The organism is Variovorax sp. LjRoot290, from assembly GCF_964253985.1.
GTDB lineage: Bacteria > Pseudomonadota > Gammaproteobacteria > Burkholderiales > Burkholderiaceae_C > Variovorax.
Genome location: NZ_CAXURW020000001.1, coordinates 4,754,677 through 4,772,825, shown reverse-complemented (window position 1 = coordinate 4,772,825; position 18,149 = coordinate 4,754,677). Strand labels below are relative to the sequence as shown.

9 protein-coding genes are annotated in these 18,149 nt (G+C 69.4%); 2 read left to right on the top strand and 7 right to left on the bottom strand.

The window, feature by feature from the left end; genetic code table 11:
- Nucleotide 1: 1 nt before the first annotated feature.
- The 7 genes from ACSQ9A_RS23640 to ACSQ9A_RS23610 form a co-directional block, all read right to left on the bottom strand.
- Nucleotides 2-5,017 (bottom strand): amino acid adenylation domain-containing protein, encoded by a 5,016-nt coding sequence (locus ACSQ9A_RS23640; RefSeq protein WP_436305418.1) that lies wholly within the window; start codon nucleotides 5,015-5,017, stop codon nucleotides 2-4.
- The gene (locus tag ACSQ9A_RS23635; RefSeq protein ID WP_436305417.1) at nucleotides 5,014-12,342 is read right to left on the bottom strand and encodes an amino acid adenylation domain-containing protein; all 7,329 of its coding nucleotides are present in this window, start codon (nucleotides 12,340-12,342) and stop codon (nucleotides 5,014-5,016) included. Before ACSQ9A_RS23635 ends, ACSQ9A_RS23640 begins: the two co-directional genes overlap by 4 nt.
- Nucleotides 12,343-12,674: 332 nt before the next feature.
- The gene (locus ACSQ9A_RS23630; RefSeq protein WP_436305416.1) at nucleotides 12,675-13,313 is read right to left on the bottom strand and encodes a histidine phosphatase family protein; all 639 of its coding nucleotides are present in this window, start codon (nucleotides 13,311-13,313) and stop codon (nucleotides 12,675-12,677) included.
- A gap of 44 nt (nucleotides 13,314-13,357) precedes the next feature.
- On the bottom strand, nucleotides 13,358-13,984 hold the full coding sequence (locus ACSQ9A_RS23625) for a DUF4136 domain-containing protein (protein WP_436305415.1): 627 nt from the start codon (nucleotides 13,982-13,984) through the stop codon (nucleotides 13,358-13,360).
- Nucleotides 13,985-14,012: 28 nt separating this feature from the next.
- Nucleotides 14,013-14,924, bottom strand: a complete 912-nt coding sequence (gene ttcA / locus ACSQ9A_RS23620; protein ID WP_436305414.1) for a tRNA 2-thiocytidine(32) synthetase TtcA — start codon at nucleotides 14,922-14,924, stop codon at nucleotides 14,013-14,015.
- Nucleotides 14,924-15,313: a dihydroneopterin aldolase gene (locus tag ACSQ9A_RS23615; RefSeq protein WP_436305413.1), complete on the bottom strand. Its 390-nt coding sequence runs from the start codon at nucleotides 15,311-15,313 to the stop codon at nucleotides 14,924-14,926. The genes ttcA and ACSQ9A_RS23615 overlap by 1 nt, the downstream gene beginning before the upstream one ends.
- Nucleotides 15,310-16,110 carry an SDR family oxidoreductase gene (locus ACSQ9A_RS23610; protein WP_436305412.1) on the bottom strand — a complete coding sequence of 267 codons (801 nt, stop codon included), beginning with the start codon at nucleotides 16,108-16,110 and terminating at the stop codon, nucleotides 15,310-15,312. Before ACSQ9A_RS23610 ends, ACSQ9A_RS23615 begins: the two co-directional genes overlap by 4 nt.
- Before the next feature lie 17 nt (nucleotides 16,111-16,127).
- On the opposite strand from ACSQ9A_RS23610, the gene ACSQ9A_RS23605 reads away from it, so the two are divergent.
- Nucleotides 16,128-17,225: a class I SAM-dependent methyltransferase gene (locus ACSQ9A_RS23605; RefSeq protein ID WP_436305411.1), complete on the top strand. Its 1,098-nt coding sequence runs from the start codon at nucleotides 16,128-16,130 to the stop codon at nucleotides 17,223-17,225.
- A 32-nt stretch (nucleotides 17,226-17,257) separates the two neighbouring features.
- Nucleotides 17,258-18,148, top strand: coding sequence for a TauD/TfdA dioxygenase family protein (locus ACSQ9A_RS23600; protein WP_436305410.1), 891 nt, complete (start codon nucleotides 17,258-17,260; stop codon nucleotides 18,146-18,148).
- Nucleotide 18,149: the final 1 nt, after the last annotated feature.

The window sequence follows — 18,149 nt, the reverse complement described above, 5'->3', positions numbered from 1 at the left end:
GTCAGCTCTTGCGGCTCCAGCCGGAGAATACGCGGCCGAGCAGGCCGCCGCGCCGCGACTCGCCCTCCGCCGACGCCGCGGCCAAGGCGTCGAGCGCGATGCCGGCAGCGGCCGACGCCAGCTGCCCCAGGCCTTCGAACACATAGCGGCGCGGTTCCACGCGGAAGCCCATTACCTGTTCGGCCTGCTGGATCACGCGCATCGCGAGCAGCGAGTCGCCGCCCAGGTCGAAGAAGTTGTCGTGGGCATGGATGTCGTTGACGTCGATGCTGAGCGCGCTGGCCCAGATCTGGGCCAGCTTCGCCTGTTCGGGCAACAGCAGCACCTGCGGCTGCGCCTGCCGCGGTCGCGAGGCCGCGGTTTGCGCTGCGGTGGGCGCCGGCGCCGCGTCGGCCGCGAGCCGCTGCAGGTAGCTCGCGCTGTTCGAGCCGGCCGGCGCCGCGATGGTTTCCAGCGTGGCGTCCGGCTGCTGCGCGACCAGGCGCAGCAGCTCGAGGTAGCGCTCCTTGAAGGCGGCGCCGGTCTCGCGCTTGTAGATGTCGGCGTTGTAGACCACCGCGCCTTCGAGGCCGTCGGGCTTGTCCATCAGCCAGATGCCGAGATCGTCGGTCGCGCCGCGCTGCGGCAGGTGCATCTGGCGGTGCTGGAGGCCGCCGATGTCGCGCGGCCGCTCGCGCGCATCCTGGAACGAGAACAGGGCCTGGTAGAGCCCCACGCCCTGCGCGCGCTCCACGAACTCCGGCTCGCTGACCAGGCGCTCGAAGGGGATCTGCTGGTGGCTCATCACCGCGATCAGCTCCTGCTTGACATAGCGCATGAACTCGCCGAAGCGCAGCGAGCGGTCGATCTGGAAGGACAGCGGCAGCACGTTGTTGAAGAAACCCATCACCGGCTCGAGCTCGGGCGCCTCGCGGCCGCGCACCGGCGTGGCGATGACGATCGAGCGGCTGTCGATGATGCTGCTCATCATGAGAATATAGACGCCCAGGGTCAGCATGTTGAGCGTGACGTCGTGGCGCTGGCCGGTCTCGCGCAGCCGCTCGGTGAGCGCCTTGTCGACATTGATCCAGTGCGCGCCACCCTGACCGCTCATGCCGGCGCGGCGCGGCATGTCGGTGCGCGGCGCCTTCGGCGTCGGCGAGTTCGCGAAGCGGTCCTTCCAGTAGCGCAGCTGGAGTTCGGCCTCGGGCTCGGTGAGCCAGCGCGCATACCAGTCGGCATAGTCGCCGTGGGTCACGGCCAGTTCGGGCAGGCCGTGCGCCTCGCCGCGCACCAGCGCGCCGTAGATGGCCGCAAGCTCGCTCTGCAGGATGTCGAAGGACCAGCCGTCCCAGATCAGGTGGTGCGGCACGAACACGAAGGCATGATCGTCGGCTGCGATCTTGTAGAGCGCCGCGTGGAACATCGGTGCGCGATGGATGTCGATCGGCTGGTCGGCCATTTCGTGCATGCGCTCGATCAGCTCGGCTTCGCGCTGGTCTTCGGGCAGGTGGCCGAGGTCGATCACCGGCAGCTCGTAGGCCAGCTCCTTCGCGATCAGCGCGGCCGGTGCGCCGGTGGCCGCATCGGCACCGATAGCGGTGCGCAGCGATGGTTGCCGCTCGATCATCACGCGCAGCGCCGCCTTGAACTTCTCGATGTCCAGCGGCCCGCCGAGCCGGTGCGCGGACGGGGCGTTGTAGGTCGAACGCCCCGGATGCAGCTCCTCCACGAAGCGGATGCGCTCCTGCATCGGCGTGAGCGGTGCGCTCCTGCGGTCCGCGACATGCGCGATGGGTGCGCTGCGCGGCGCGTTGCTGCCGTCGAGGCCTTCGATCGCCGCGGCCAGCCGTTCGGCCGTCGGCGCCTCGAACAGCATGCGCAGCGGCACCGTGAGCTCGAACTCGCGGCTCAGCAGGGTCGCCAGGCGCGCCGCCAGCAGCGAATGGCCGCCCAGCGAGAAGAAGTCGTCGCGGATGCCGAGGCCTGGCAGGTTGAGCACGCGCTCCATCGTTTCCATCACGATGCGTTCGCGCTCGTTGCGCGGCGCCAGCCGCTCGCTCGTCTCCTGCCGCGTCGCGCTGGGCTTGGGCAGCGCCTTGCGGTCCACCTTGCCGTTGGGCAAGAGCGGAATGGCGTCGAGGCCGACCACATGCTGCGGCACCATGTACTGCGGCAGGCGGCTGCGCAGATGGCGGTCGAGCGCGGCCAGGTCGACCGTGGCGCCCGGCGAGGCCGCGAGGTAGGCCACCAGGCGCACGTCGCCCGGCTGGTCTTCGCGCGTGACGACCACGCTGCGCGCCACGCCCGGCGCCTCGTTGCAGCGCGCCTCGATCTCGCCGAGCTCGATGCGGTAGCCGCGCACCTTGACCTGGAAGTCGAAGCGGCCCAAGTGTTCCAAGAGGCCGTCGTTGCGCCAGCGGCCGCGGTCGCCGCTGCGGTAGATCAGCGTGTGAACGCCGTCGATGGCGGTCGTCACGAAGCGCTCGGCCGTGAGCTCGGGCCGGTCGAGGTAGCCCAGTGTCACGCCCATGCCGCTGATGCAGATCTCGCCCGGCACGCCGATCGGGCAGGGCTGCAGGTTGCTGTCGAGGATCCAGACGCCGGTGTTCGCCATCGGGCGGCCGATCGAGACTCCGCGCGCCGCGACGATCGGGCGCTCCATGCGCCAGACGGTCGACCACACGGTGGTTTCCGTCGGTCCGTAGAGGTTCCAGAGCTCGCTCGTGCGGCCCATCAATTCGAGCGAGAGATCCGCCGGCACCGGCTCCGCGCCGATCCAGGCGCGGAAGCCGCGCGGACCCGACCACTCTGCATCGAGCAGCAACCGCCACATGCCGGGCGTGGCCTGCAGGATGGTGATGGCTTCGGACTCGAGCAGCGCGCGCAGCCGGTTGCCGTCCATCGCGACCTCGCGCTGCACGATCACGATCTCGGCGCCCGCCGCCAGCGGCAGCATCACCTCGGGCACCGCCATGTCGAAGGACAGCGTGGTCACTGCGGCCATGCGATCGCTCGCGCCGATGCCCGGCTCGCGCTGCATGGTCTGCATCAGGTTCGCCGCCGCGCGGTGCGGCACGCAAACGCCCTTGGGCTTGCCGGTCGAGCCGGAGGTGTAGATCACGTAGGCCGTGTCTTCGCCCTGCGCATCCTGCGCGCCGGGCACGAGCGGCGTGGGCGCTTCGTTCTGCCAGCTGGTGTCCAGGTCGAGCAGCAGCACGCGGTCAGCCGCGTCTTCGCGCCACATCTTCGGCGCCGCGGCGATCGAGGAGCTGGTCAGCAGCAGCCCGAGCTTCGCGTCTTCGGCGTAGTAGTCCAGCCGCGCCTGCGGGAAGGCGGGGTCGAGCGGCACATAGGCGGCGCCGCTCTTGAGCACCGCGAGCAGGGCCACGAACATGTCGAAGCCGCGGTCCAGGCACAGGCCGACACGTTCGCCGCGGCCCATGCCGCGCGCACGCAGCGCATGGGCCAATTGGTTCGAGCGTTCGTCGAGTTCGCGGTAGCTCATGCGCTGGGCGCCATCGCGCAAGGCCGGCTGTGCGGGCTGTGTCGCTGCATGCGTCATGAAGCCCGCATGCATCAGCGGCGCGCCTTCCAGCGGCGTCGGCGCCGGCTGCAGGGCCGCGAGAGCACGCGCTTCGGCGGGCGACAGGAGGTCGAGCCGGCCGACCGGCCGCGTCGGATCGCGCACCACGGCGCGCAGCAGGGATTCATACATGCCGAGCCAGCGGCGCACGGTCGCGTCGTCGTAGAGGTCGGCGTTGTACTGCGCCTCCATCTGCATGCCGCCCACCACGGGCGTCACGTTGAGGAAGAGCTCGAAGTTCTCGTAGCGGCGCGCGATGGTGCTCTGCTCGACCTGCAGGTCGGGAAAGTTGCCTTCGTTGGGCGCGGCATCGCGGTCCACGTTGAACAGCACGTTCACCAGCGGCAGCCGGCTGGGGTCGCGCGGCACGGGCAGCTTCTTGAGCAGCGCGCCGTAGGTCAGGGTCTGGTGTTCGAAGGCGTCGAGCAGGGCGCTGCCCGACTGGCGCGCCAGCGCATCGAAGCGAGCCTGGGCGTCGACCGCCACGCGGATCGGCAGCAGGTTGACGCAGTGGCCCACCAGCGAGGGCATGTCGCTGGGCATCTGGCCCGCGGCGGCGATGCCGATCACCAGGTCGTCCTGCGCCGTGAGGCGGTGCAGGGTCGCGGCGAAGGCGCCGAACATGGTCGCGAACAGGCTGGTGCCCGAGACGGCGCCGACCTTGCGCAGACCGTCGATCAGGTCCTGGCTCAGCACGTGGTCGATGCGGTAGGCATTGAAGGTGCGCACGGCAGGCCGCGGGCGGTCCAGCGGCAGCTCCAGCACCGGCAGGCTGCCGCCGGCGAAGCGCGAGAGCCAGTAGCCGACGTGGGCATCCATCTCGGGGCTGTTCGCCTCTTGCGCCTCCCAGGCGGCGTAGTCGGAGTACTGGGCCGCCGGCTCCAATGCCGGACCGGCGCCGATCTGTTCGGCATAGAGACTGCCGAGGTCCTGGCTGATCACGCCCCAGGACCAGCCGTCGCAGATCGCGTGGTGCGCGCTCATCACGAGCACATGGTCGATCGGCGACAGCCGGTAGAGCGCGGCCCTGAAGAGCGGACCCTGTTCGAGCTGGAAGGGCTCGAGCACGGCGGCCACGCCGTCTTCCTCGAGCCTGCGCTTCTGCGCCGTCGCATCGAGCGCGCCGAGGTCGTGTTCGGCCATGTGGACCGGAGCGGCCTCGCCGATCAGCAACTGCGTGCCATCGGGCGAGATGGTGGCGCGCAGCGATTCGTGGCGCGCGACCAGCCGGTCGAGTGCGCTGGCGAGTGCACGCGTGTCCAGCGTGCCCTTGAGCCGCAGCCGGAGCGTCTCGTTGTAGGCGAGCGAGGCTTCCGGACTCAGGCGATCGCCGAGCCAGACTTCGCGTTGCGCCTCGGTGGTCGAGACGACCCGCTCGATCTGGCCCGAGGCGAAGGGATCGAAATCCTCGGTGGCGTCCTCGGCGGACAGGGTGGCGACTGCGTCGATCATGCTTTGTACTTCGTGAATTTGCCTTGGGCGTTCGGATCGGGCACGAACCAGGCGGGTTGGCCATCCTTGTCGCGGCCCAGCCGCGCATCGGGTGCGGGCGGATGCGAGGGGTCGAGCACCGTCTTGGGCGCGGCGCGGCGCGGCAGCAGCTCGGCTTCCTGCATCTCGGCGATCGATTCCTTGAAGGCGGACTTGATGGTCGCGATGTCCTGCTGCGAATGCGCGGCCGTCATGAAGCAGGGGAAGTTGTCGAGGATGTGCACGCCGCGGCTGCGCATCATCGCGAACAGCAGGTCCTGCAGCGGATGGTCTTCCAGCCAGCTCACGCGCCACAGCGAGGAGAAGTAGCGGATCTCGACCGGCGCGCCGACCTCGCGGCAGAAGGCCGAGAGCTCGTCGGCCATGGCCGCGGTGTGCAGGTTGAGCTGGGTCTGCAGCTTGTTGTTGTCTGCCTTCAGGTGCTCGAGCGCGGCCTTGGCCGCGGCCAGCGCAAGCGGATGCCGCACGAAGGTGCCGGCGAAGTAGGTCACGCCCACGGTGGGCACCGAATCGTCGCCGTACTGCCAGGGGCCGCCGTCGAGCGCATCCATGTACTGCCGCCTGCCGGCGATCACGCCGACGGGGAAGCCGCCGCCCAGCACCTTGCCGTAGGTGGCGAGATCGGCGCGGATGCCGAACAGCGCCTGCGCACCGCCCAGGTCGCAGCGGAAGCCGGTGATGACCTCGTCGAAGATCAGGCAGGTGTCGGATTTTTCGGTGATCGCGCGCACCTCGCGCAGGAACTCGCGCGGCTGGAAGTCGGGCCGGCGGCTCTGCACCGGCTCGACCAGCACGGCGGCCAGGTCCTCGGCGTTGGCGCGGATGAATTCGAGCGCCTCGGGCGTGCCGTAGTCCAGCACGCGCACGTCGCCGAACATGCCTTGCAGCACGCCGGGCGCGGCCGACATGCCCTTGGCGTTGCGGCCCGCGCGCACCAGCACTTCGTCGAAGGTGCCGTGGTAGGAGCCGGTGAAGAGCACCACAGTGCTGCGGCCGGTGACGGTGCGCGCGATGCGCAGCGCCGCCATCACCGCCTCGGAACCGGTGTTGCACAGGCCCGCGCGGTCGAAGCCGGTGAGCTCGCACAGCAGCCGGGTTACTTCGGCGGCCAGCGGATGCTGCGGGCCGATCTCGTAGCCGAGCTCGAGCTGCGTCTTCACCGCTTCGTTGATGAAGTCGGGCGTCCAGCCGAAGAGGTTCATGCCGAAGCCGTTGAGCGTGTCGACGTACTCGTTGCCGTCGATGTCCCACATGCGCGAGCCCTTGGAGCGCTCGATCACGATCTGGTAGGTGATCTCCTTGGTCGCGGGCCGGAAGCCGTTGACCACGCGCGGGTCGGCCATGTGCGGGCGGTTGCGCTCGGTGAAGGCCTTGCTCTTCTGCGTGCGCTCGACGTAGCGGCGCATGAAGGCGGCGAGCCGTGCCTTCTGGCGCTCGGTCGGCTCCTTGCTCTGCGTGTGGATGCGCGCGATGGCGCCGAAGGCTTTCTTGACGTCGTACTTCGGCGCGACCGGGAGCGGCTCCTCGGTGGCAGCCGGCTCGGGGGTGTTGGACGCCGTGGCCGCGGCGGTGGCCATGGGCGTGGGTTGCTCCACCGCCGGGGCCGGCAGCACGGGGCTGGCCGGAACCGTCGGCGCCGCCGACAGCAATGCGAGTTGCTGTTGCATCAATTGCATCTGTTGCGCGATGACCTGCTGCACCAGGCTGCCGTTGCCGCCCGCCATGGCCGCCGCGGGCTGCATGGCCGGCAGCGCTGCCGGCAGCGCCGCAAGCACCGGCTGCTGCGGCACGGCGGCGGGCATCGCCGGCGCGGCCTGTGGCACCACCGCTGCTGCGGCATCCGGCGGCAACGTGGCGTCGAGGAACTCGGCCAGTGCGTCGAAGCTGCGATAGCTCTCCATGAGCTGCCGGAAAGTCAGGTTGACCTTGAAGGTCTTCTTGACCTGCAGCGCGGCCTGCGTGAGCGTGAGCGAGTCGAGGCCGATCTCGACGAAGGGCGCGGCGCCGTCGACGTCGGCCATGTCGGCGCCCGAGAGGTTCTCGAACAGCTCGCGCAGGCGCGTGACGAGGGAGGCGCGGCGCGCGGGTGGCGCGGAAGTGGCGACGGTCATTGTCAACTCCGGAATCGATGGGGTCAGGGGCACGGATGGGGCAGGAATTTCGGCGGGCAGTGCAACGGCGGCCGGCGCCGACGCGATGTCGACCCAGAAGCGCTTGCGTTCGAAGGGATAGGTGGGCAGGCGCACGCGCTGCTTGCGTGCGCGCGTATCGAGGGCGGCCAGGTCGATCTCCACGCCCTGGGCCCAGAGCCGGCCGGCGCCGAGCCGCCAGGCCGCGCTCTCGCTGCTCGTCTGGTCGGCAAGCAGCGAGGCCGCCGGCGCGGGCAAGGCCTTGCTCGCGTGCTGGCGCACCAGCGTCGCCAGCGTGTTGCGCGGGCCGATCTCGACGAAGAGCGGATGCGCGAGCTGGGCCAGCACTTCGCGCACGGCGGGCGAGAAGCGCACCGTCTCGCGCAGGTGGCGCGCCCAATAGTGCGGGTCGGTCGCTTCCTCGGCGCTCAGGAGGCGGCCGGTGAGGGTCGAGTAGATCGGGAGGCGGGGCAGGGCGAGCGGCGTCTCGCGCACCAGCGCCTCGAAGGGCGCGACCGCCGCGTCCATCATCGCGGAGTGGAAGGCATGCGAGGTCTGCAGCGTCTTGGCGACGATGCCCCTGGCTTCGAGCTCGGCGCGCAGCTTCTCGATGGCATCGCTCGGGCCTGCGGCCACGCAGACCGCCGGGCCGTTGTCGGCCGCGAGCGAAATCCCTTCGGGCAGGAGCGGCTGCAGCTCGGCGGCCGGCAGGCGCACCGAGAGCATGGTGCCGGCGGGCAATGCCTGCATCAGCGCGCCGCGCCGCGCGACCAGGCGGGCCGCATCCTCGAGCCGCATCACGCCGGCCAGCACGGCGGCGGCGAACTCGCCGACGCTGTGGCCGATCATCGCGGCCGGCTTCACATCGAGCGCCATCAGCTGGCGCGCCAGCGCGTATTCGAGCGCGAAGGTCGCCGGCTGCGTGACCGAGGTCGGCGCCAGCGCGGCTGCATCGTCCGAGAACATGCGCTCGCGCAGGTCGAAGCCGAGCACGCCCTCGAAGGCCTGCAGGCATTCGTCGAAGGCGGCGCGGAAGACGGCATCGCCGGCATACAGCGTGCGACCCATGCCGGCGTATTGCGCACCTTGGCCGGGGAACATGAAGACCGGCTGCGGCACCCAGGCATTGACCGCGGCGCCGGCGCGGGCGGCCGAGTCGGCGCTGCGCAAGGCCGTCACGGCTTCGTCGATGGATTCGGCGACCACGCAGGCGCGCTGCGCGAACTGCTTGCGTCCCACGCGCAGCGTGTGGGCGACGTCGGCCAACGAGAGTTCGCGGTGCGCATCGAGGTGATCGGCCAGCCGGGCGGTGGCGGCGGCGAGCGCCGCCGGCGTCCGCGCAGAGAGCGTGAGCAGTTGCGGGCCGTTCGCCGGATCGGAAGGCGCGGCGAGCGGCGCTTCCTCGACGATCACGTGCGCATTCGTGCCGCCGACGCCGAAGCTGCTGACGCCGGCACGTCGCGGCGCGGCCTCGCGCGGCCAGGGGCGAAGCTGGCTGTTCACGCGGAAGGGCGTGGCCTCGAAATCGATGGCCGGGTTCGGCGCGTCGTAGTGCAGGCTGGCCGGGATCGCCTCGCAGTGCAGCGCGAGGGCGGTCTTGATGAGGCCGGCCGCACCCGCAGCGGTGACCATGTGGCCGACATTGCTCTTCAGCGAGCCGATGGTGCAGAAGTCGATGTCGGCGGTGTGCGCGGCAAAGGCGCGCGTCAAGCCTTCGACCTCGATCGGATCGCCCATCGGCGTCGCCGTGCCGTGCGTCTCGACATAGGAGATGCTGCGCGCCTCGACGCCGGCCGAGGCGAGCGCCGCTTCGACCACCGCGGCCTGGCCGTCCACGCTGGGCGCGGTGAAGCTGGCCTTGGCGCCGCCGTCGTTGTTGATGCCGGCGCCGCGCAGCACCGCGTAGATGGTGTCGCCGTCGGCGATCGCGTCGGAGAGACGCTTGAGCAGCACGACCGTCGCGCCGTCGCTGAACACCGTGCCTTTGGCCTTGGCGTCGAAGCTGCGCGTATGGCCGTCGGGCGACAGCATCGAGCCTTCGTTGTAGAGATAGCCGCTCTTCGGCGGGCAGGTAACGGAGGCGCCGCCCGCCAGCGCCATGCGGCACTGGCCGGTGCGCAGCGCGAAGAAGGCCTGGGCGATCGCCACCAGCGAGGTCGAGCAGGCGGTGTGCACGCTCACGGCCGGGCCGGTCAGGTTGAGCTTGTTCGCCACGCGGGTGGTGATGTAGTCCTTCTCGTTGGCCAGCATCACCTGGAACTCGCCGATCATCTCGACCAGGTCGGGCCGCGTCGAGACGTGGCGCTGGAAGTAGCTGGCGTTGTACATGCCGCCGTACACGCCGACCGGGCCGGGCGCCTGGTCGGGCACGTAGCCGCCGCGTTCCAGGCATTCCCAGCAGATCTCGAGGAACACGCGCTGCTGCGGGTCCATCAGCTCCGCTTCCTTCGGGTTGATGCCGAAGAAGGCAGCGTCGAACTGATCGATGTCGTCGATCACGCCGCGGGCGCGCACGTAGAGCGGGTCGGCGCGCAGCGCGGCGCTGACGCCGGCGTCCAGCGTCGCATCGTCGAAGAAGCTGATCGACTCGCGGCCGGCCATCAGGTTGTCCCAGAACTGTTCGACATCGGCGGCGCCCGGGAAGCGGCCGGCCATGGCGATCAGCGCCACCGGCTCCATGTCGCTGCCGGTGGCAGGCTTTGCTGCCGGTGTGCGCTCGCGCTGCGGCGGTGCGGGCTCGTCGTCCTGCGCCTGCATGTCGGCGGCCAGGGCCGCGGGCGTCGGCTGGCGGAAGAACAGGTTGCTCGAGAGGCGGCGTTCGCTGCCCTGCTGCAGATCGCGCAACACCCTGAGCACCAAGAGCGAATCGCCGCCGAGGTCGAAGAAGTTGTCGCTGCGGCCGACCTGGTCGAGGCCCAGGGCGCGCGCGAAGGCGGCGCAGACGCGGCGCTCCGTATCGCTGCGCGCTTCCTCGAAGGGCTGCGCGAGCTCGGGCCGTTGCCGCGGCGGCTCGGGCAGTGCGCGGCGGTCCAGCTTGCCGTTGGTTGTGACCGGCAGCTGTTCGAGCCAGACCTGGGCCGCGGGCAGCATGGCTTCGGGCAGGCGATCGGCGAGATGCTGGCGCAGCGTGGTCCAGGGCAGCTCGGCGCCGCGCGCCACGAGGTAGGCCACGAGGCGCAGCCGGCCTGCCGCGTCCGCGCGCGGCACGACCGCACAGGACTTGATGCCGGGATGGGCGAGCAGCGCGGCCTCGACCTCGCCGATCTCGATGCGATGGCCGCGGATCTTCACCTGGCCGTCGATGCGGCCGATGTATTCGATGCTGCCGTCGGGCAGCCAGCGCGCCTGGTCGCCGGTGCGGTAGAGGCGCTCGCCGGGCCCGCCGAAGGGATCGGCCACGAAGCGTTCGGCGCTCAGGTCGGGGCGCTGCAGGTAGCCGCGCGCCAGGCCGCGCCCGCCGATGCAGAGCTCGCCGACCAGGCCGGCGGGCAACATCGCCATCGAGGGGCTCAGCACGCGCAGCACGGTGTCGTTGATCGGGCGGCCGATGGGCACCGAGCGCGCGTCGGCCGCGAGGTCCTGCGCAATCCGGTGGGTGGCCGCGAAGGTGGTGCACTCGGTCGGTCCATAACCGTTGATCAGCGTGAGCCCGGGCAACGCCGCGAGCGCGCGCCGCACGTGCGGCACCGACAGCGCCTCGCCGCCGGTGAGCAGCTGGCGCAGGCCTGCGAGTTGCGCGGGATCGTCGTCGACCACCGCGTTGAACAGGCCGGCGGTGAGCCAGGCGGTCTTCACCGAGTGTTGGGCGATGGTGCGTGCGAGGCCGGCGCCCGTGGGCACCTTCTCGTCATGCACCACGCAGATGCCACCATTGAGCAACGGGCCCCAGATCTCCAGCGTCGAGGCATCGAAGCCCAGCGGCGCCGCATGCAGCATGGCCTCGCCCGGACGGAGTTCGACATAGTGCGCGTCGACCACGAGGCGCAGGATCGAGCGATGGCAGATCTCGATGCCCTTGGGCGTGCCGGTCGAGCCGGAGGTGTACATCACGTAGGCCACCGATTCGCCGTCGGCCGCGGCCGGTGCGAGCGGCGGCAGCGCGGCATCTTGGCCGGCATCGTCGTCGATGGACAGCAGCGCCCGCTCGCTCGGCACCAGCTGCCGGTACGCGGCCTGCGTCACGACCAGGCCGACGTCGGAATGCGAGAACATGAAGGCGATGCGCTCGACCGGGAAATCCGGCTGGACCGGCACATAGACGGCGCCTGCCTTCAGGATGCCGAGCATCACGATCACGGCCGCGCTCGAGCGGTCGAGCATCACGCCCACGGTGTCGCCGGCACGGATGCCGTGCGCCTGCAGGCGGCGCGCCATCCGTTCGGCGCGCTCGGCCAGCTCGCGGTAGCTCAGCGCGCCTGCGTCGCCGACGAGCGCGATCGCATCGGGCCGGCGGGCGACCTGGCGGTCGAACATGGCGTGGACGGTCAGCGCCGCGTCATAGGCCGAGGCGGCGCTGTTCCATGTTTCCAGTTGGCGCTGGCTGTCGAGGGCCGGCAGCGTGCGGATCTCGCGCAGGCTCGCGGCGGGGCGATCGAGCAGATCCGAGGCGGTGTCGGCGATGGCCAGCAGCAGGCCGACTTCGATTGCGCTGTCCATCAGCGAAGCGGTGGCGGCCAGTCGGAGCGTCGCCGGCCGGCCCGCGGGCGCATGGAATTCCAGCTGAAGCGAAGGCGCGTCGGCCTGGCCGGCGCTCACGCCATCACGGAGCCAGAGCGCAAAAGGGGGCGGCGATCCGGCCGTCGATGCGACGGCGCTGTTGCGACGTGCGCTGTCGATCGCGGCCAGCCATTGCTGCGCTGTCGTGGTGTCGTCGCAGTTCACCGCGACGCCGGCACCCGGTGCCTCGTGAAACTCCACCGCCGCCAGGCCCAGCCAGCGGGATTGAAGCAGGATCCATGAAGCGGCGAAGAGCGTGTCCGGCAGAAAGCCGGACGCCTGGGCCTGCGCGGCCCACCGGGTCGCGAGTGCCGGCGGGATATCGAGGCTTGAGACTTGCACCGCGGCTTGCCCCGCTGCGCCGGCACGGGGTACGAACAGGTCCCCCAGCGAAAGCGCCGTCGCGTCGGTCGAGGAATTGGGTTGAGGTCCTTGTTCCATGAACTGGTGGCTCCGCTGTTAGCGCTGTTGCTTCCTTGCCTCGTACGCCGGCCTACATGTATCTATTAAGAGTAACTACAAAGCATTCACTCCATGTGCCGGATATTGCCCCTTGACGATGCGTCGCGCCACCGTACAAAAGGCTATGTGCCCAGCCTATGTCGTTTGGATGCTCTGCAACATTCGACGCATTTGGTTGCGACTGCTGTAGGACGGCGTGGACACGATTCTGCCTCCCTTTTTACATTTTGAATACAAAGGAAGTACAAGAAACGCCGCGTAGACGGCGAGAACTCATAGAAAAGTTCTATTTTTAACGGATCAGGCCTGGTTCAGGCCGCGGCTTCGTCGAGCGACCCCTCGCTCAGGTGTCCGGTATCGCCCCAGCCCACGAGCGTGAAGCCCTGGGGCGTCCAGAGCAGGCGGTTGATGGCGGCATTGCCCAGGTGCCAGGTGCGCGGAGCCTGCAGTTCCTGCCCGGTGGCCGCGCGGTAGAGAACGTCCATCACGCCGCCGTGCGCCACCATCACCACCAGTTCGCCCGGGTGCCGCGCTGCGAGCCCCGCCGCCACGCCGGTCACGCGCTCCCTGAAGGTCAGCAGTGATTCACCGCCATTCGGCGCGAAGGCCGGATCGCGAGTGCGCCAGAGCCGGGCCTGGTCGGGGAGGGTGGCATCGATGTCGGCGAAGGTGCGGCCTTCGAAGTGACCGAAGGCCCGCTCGCGCAGCCCCGGCTCCGCCTTCACCTCGATGCCGCGCGGCGCTGCGATTTCGAGCGCGGTTTGCCATGCGCGCGCGAGGTCGCTGGCATAGATGGCGGCGATGGGTTCTTCCGCGAGCGCCTGCCCGACGCGCCGGGCCTGCCAAAGGCCCGTGTCGTTGAGGGCGATGTCGAGATGCCCCTGGATGCGGGTGTCGACATTCCATGCGGTTTCGCCGTGGCGCACGGCAATCAGGCGGGTGACCTCCATCCGAGGCGATTCTAGGGGTGAACCCTAGGGCCTGCTAACAGACTCTAGTTCTTGGCGGTCGAGACCTCGATGTCCACCCGGCGTTCGCCCTTCGGCGGATTCGGAAAGCCCTGCAAGGCAGCCTGGAACATCACCGGCAGCACCGTCGCGCTGGCCGTGTAGGGGCCGTCGTTGCGCGCATGGGTTTCGTACACCACGCGGTTGGACGGCAGTTCGCGCAGCACGATGCTGACCTCGCGCGCATACCAGGGGTTCGAGGCGGGCGGGAAGGCCGGTCCGTACCAGCCGCCGCCATACCAGCCCCGGCCGTACCAGGGCGAGCCGTAGCGGCCGTAGCGGTAGGGCCCCCATGGCCCGCCGCCGTAGAACCAGGGGTCGGCCCAGGGCGAGAGCTCGGCTGTCACGCGGGCGCCGATCTGTGCCGTGTAGCGGGGGGTGGCGTCGTCGCGGCGCAGGCCGACGCGTTCGAGCGCGGCGCCCGCCATCGCTTCGAGCTGTTGCTGCGAAGCCTCGCTGGCCTGCTGCGAGGGCAGGCGCTCGAAGCGGTAGGTGGCACCGGCCGGAACCGCGCTGATGTTGGAGAAACTTTTCACCTCGCTGTCGACCACCCAGCGGGTGGCGCAGCCGGTGAGGCCGACGGTCAGCACCAGGGCGGTGAGCGCAAGTTTCATGCGGATCTCCTCGTGGAAGCGCCGTCCCTCAAAGTTGCACGATGCGCAGCGCAGACGGCGCCGGGAACTCGGGTGCGTCGAATGCCTTGTCGCCTTCGGCATCGGCCACGCCGGTGGCCTTGAGACCCTTGAAATCGAAGGACGTTCCGTCCAGCAGATGCGAAGGCACCACGTTCTGCAGCGCATTGAACATGTTCTCGACGCGCCCCGGGTGCTTGCGGTCCCATTCGCGCAGCATCTCGCCCACCTGCTTGCGCTGCAGGTTCTCCTGGCTGCCGCAGAGCGTGCACGGAATGATCGGGAACTCGCGGTGCTGGGCCCAGCGAACCAGGTCCTTCTCGGCCACATAGGCCAGCGGCCGGATCACGATGTGGCGGCCGTCGTCGCTCACCAGCTTGGGCGGCATCGACTTGAGCTTGCCCGCGAAGAACATGTTGAGAAAGAAGGTCTGCAGCATGTCGTCGCGGTGGTGGCCCAGCGCGACCTTGGTGGCGCCGAGCTCGTCGGCCACGCGGTACAGGATGCCGCGGCGCAGACGGCTGCACAGGCCGCAGGTGGTCTTGCCCTCGGGGATCACGCGCTTCACGATCGAGTACGTGTCCTGCTCCTCGATGTGGAAGGGCACGCCGAGCGCAGTGAGGTAGCCCGGCAGCACATCTTCGGGAAAGCCGGGCTGCTTCTGGTCGAGGTTGACCGCGACGATGTCGAAGTGGATCGGCGCGCGGGCCCGCAACTTGAGCAGGATGTCGAGCAGCGCGTAGCTGTCCTTGCCGCCCGAGACGCAGACCATGACCTTGTCGCCTTCCTCGATCATGTTGTAGTCGACGATCGCGCGGCCGACCTCGCGGCACAGGCGCTTTTCGAGCTTGTGGGTCTCGCGCTCGATCTTCACGTTGTTGTTGGTGGACGAAGGGGCTTCGTCGATCCATACCGCACTCATCATTTGCTCCTGAAAACTTCAACGCCGACGGCCTCGCAGTCGGGGTACACATCCGGCTTGGCCGTCGACACCCGCGCGGCCTGCACCTTGGGATGCGCGAGCACCTGCGTCAGGATGTCGTCGCACAGCGTTTCCTGCAAGTGGATGTGGCCCTTGGAGAGGCGCGTGGCGACGGTGCGGCGGATGAAGTCGTAGTCGACCACTTCGTCGAGATCGTCCGACGTCGGCGTCGAGACGTCCAGCGGCACGTAGAGATCGACATTGATGATGACGCGCTGCTCGGCGCGCTTCTCGAACTCGTGCACGCCGATGTTGATCCAGACCTCGTAGTTGCGCAGGAAGACGCGCCGGCACGAGAGCAGAAGAGGGTCGAGGGCGGCAGTGGTCATGGTGTGGAGCCTTTTTTCAGCAGCTCGTCGACGACGAACATGATGTCGCGTGCCAGCGGCACCAGGTGCTGGCCGTTGTCGACGCAAAGGGTGGTGCCGGTCACGCTGGGCGTGCCGGCGAGGAAGACGCAGGCGCGGGCGACGTCGGCCGGATCGATGGGCCGGCACAGCAGGTTGGCGCGCGAGGCCTTTTCGAAGTTGGCCTGGTTCTGCGGCCCGCTGGTGTAGAGGATGCCGGGCGCCACGCCGCACACCCGCACCGCGGGCGCCAGCGACTGGGCCTGCAACGCCACGGCGCGCTCCAGCGCCAGCTTGGACACCGTGTAGGAGAAGTAATCGGGGTTCAGGTTGTAGACCTTCTGGTCCAGGATGTGGATGGCCGAACGGTCGATGCCGTCGCCGGGCGCGGCGCTCTTCGCGAGCAGCCGTGCCAGGGACAGCGGCGCGACCAGGTTCACGCCGAGCTGGCGCAGCGCGGCATCGGCGTCGAAATCCAGGCCGGTGTCGGGCTCGAAGGCCGAGGCGTTGTTGACGATGCAGCCCAGCGGGCCGTCGGCCGTGACCTTGGCGATCAGCGCGCGCCGTCCCTCTTCGCTCGCGATGTCGGCTTCGATGGCCGTGGTACGGTGTCCCTCGTCGCGCAGGCGCGCGCACAGTGCCTCGGCCTGCGCGCGCGAGGCGCGGTACTGGCACCACACCGTCCAGCCCGCGCGCGCGAAGGCCTCGCAGACCGCGGCGCCGAGCCGCTGGCCGCCGCCGGTCACGAGCACGCCGGGGCGTGGGGTCGATTCAGCCATCCTGATAGATTTCCCGTATGAACCAGGAGCACAGCGCGCAACGCGCCACCCCCTTGACCCGGATTATCGATGCCACCCTGCAGCGCGCCGGAGGCTGGCTGCCATTTGACCGTTTCATGGCCCTGGCTCTTTATGCGCCGGGCCTGGGCTACTACGCCAACGCGAGCCGCAAGTTCGGCCAGATGCCCGCCTCGGGCAGCGACTTCGTGACCGCGCCCGAGCTCACGCCGCTGTTCGGCCGCGCCCTGGCCGTGCAGGTGGCCGAGGCGCTGGCGAAGACCGGCACCGACGAGCTCTGGGAGTTCGGCGCCGGCTCGGGCGCGCTCGCGCTGCAGCTGCTCGACGCTTTGGGCGATCGCGTCGAGCGCTATCGCATCGTCGACCTGTCCGGCACGCTGCGTGAGCGCCAGCAGCAGGCGCTGGCGCGCCACGCCGGCAAGGTCGAGTGGCTGGCCGAGCTGCCGGAGACGATGCGCGGCGTGGTGGTCGGCAACGAGGTGCTCGATGCGATGCCGGTGCAGCTGCTGGCGCGCAGCGGCGGTGCGTGGTTCGAACGCGGCGTGGTGCGCCGGGGCGAGGGCTTCGTCTGGGAAGACCGTCCGACCGAACTGCGGCCGCCGGTGGAGGTGGAGGGCGCGCACGACTACCTGACCGAAATCCATCCGCAGGCCCAGGCCTTCATTGCCACGCTGGCCGACAGGCTGAAAGAGGGCGCGGCCTTCTTCATCGACTATGGCTTTCCCGAAGCCGAGTACTACCACCCGCAGCGCCACATGGGCACCGTGATGTGCCACCGCGGCCACCAGGCGGACGGCGATCCGCTGGCGGAGGTGGGGGAGAAGGACATCACGGCCCACGTCGACTTCACCGGTGTGGCGCTCGCGGGCCAGGAGGCCGGCCTCGAGGTGCTGGGCTACACGAGCCAGGCGAGGTTTCTGCTCAACGCGGGCATCCTGCCGATGATGGAGCAGGCGTCCCTGGCGGAGCGCACGCTGGCCGCGCGCCTGATCCACGAGCACGAGATGGGCGAGCTGTTCAAGGTGATCGGCTTCGCGGCCGGCGAGCCCTGGGACGCCCTGGGCTTTGCCGAGGGCGACCGCAGCCACACGCTCTGAAGCGGTTGGACAATTCGTCGAGAATGGGCCGCATGACTGCCGCCCCGACCGCAGATACCGCGCCGCATCAGGACTTCGAGGTGCGCCCCTTCGATGCACCGGTCGGCGCCGAGATCGTCGGCCTCGACATCGGAAGGCCAATCAACGAAGCCGATTTCAGGCGCATCCACCGCGCGCACCTGGACCACCACGTGCTCGTGTTCCGCGACCAGCAGATCACGCCGGACCAGCACATCGCCTTCAGCCGCCGCTTCGGCCCGCTCGAGATCCATGTGCTGCACCAGTTTCATCTCGAGGGCCATCCCGAGATCCTGATTGTCTCCAACATCAAGAAGGCCGACGGCGAGCCGCTCGGCCTCGGCGACGCAGGCGCCTATTGGCATTCCGACATTTCCTACAAGCTTCACCCCAGCCTCGGCTCGCTGCTGCATGCGCAGGAACTGCCGAGCGAGGGTGGCGACACGCTCTTCGCCGACCAGCATCTCGCCTGGGAGGGCCTGAGCCTCGGGATGCAGCAACGCATCCTGCCGTTGAAGGCCGAGCACAGCTACCTCGCCAAGTACGAGGAACTGCGCGCCAAGAATCCGTGGCGCCCCAAGCTCTCGCAGGCCCAGATCGACAAGGTCGCGCCCGCGGTTCAGCCCGTGGTGCGCACCCATCCCGAAACCGGCCGCAAGGCGCTGTTCGTCAGCGAACATTTCACGACCCGCATCGTCGGCTTGCCGCAGGAGGAAAGCGATGCGTTGCTGGCCGAGCTGTTCGCGCACAGCGTGAAGCCCGAGTACGTGTACCGCCACCGCTGGGCGCCGCACGACCTGGTGTTCTGGGACAACCGCTCGCTGATGCACCTGGCCGCGGGCACGCCCGACGAACTGCGACGCAAGCTCTACCGAACGACCATCGAGGGCGATCTGCCGTTCTGAA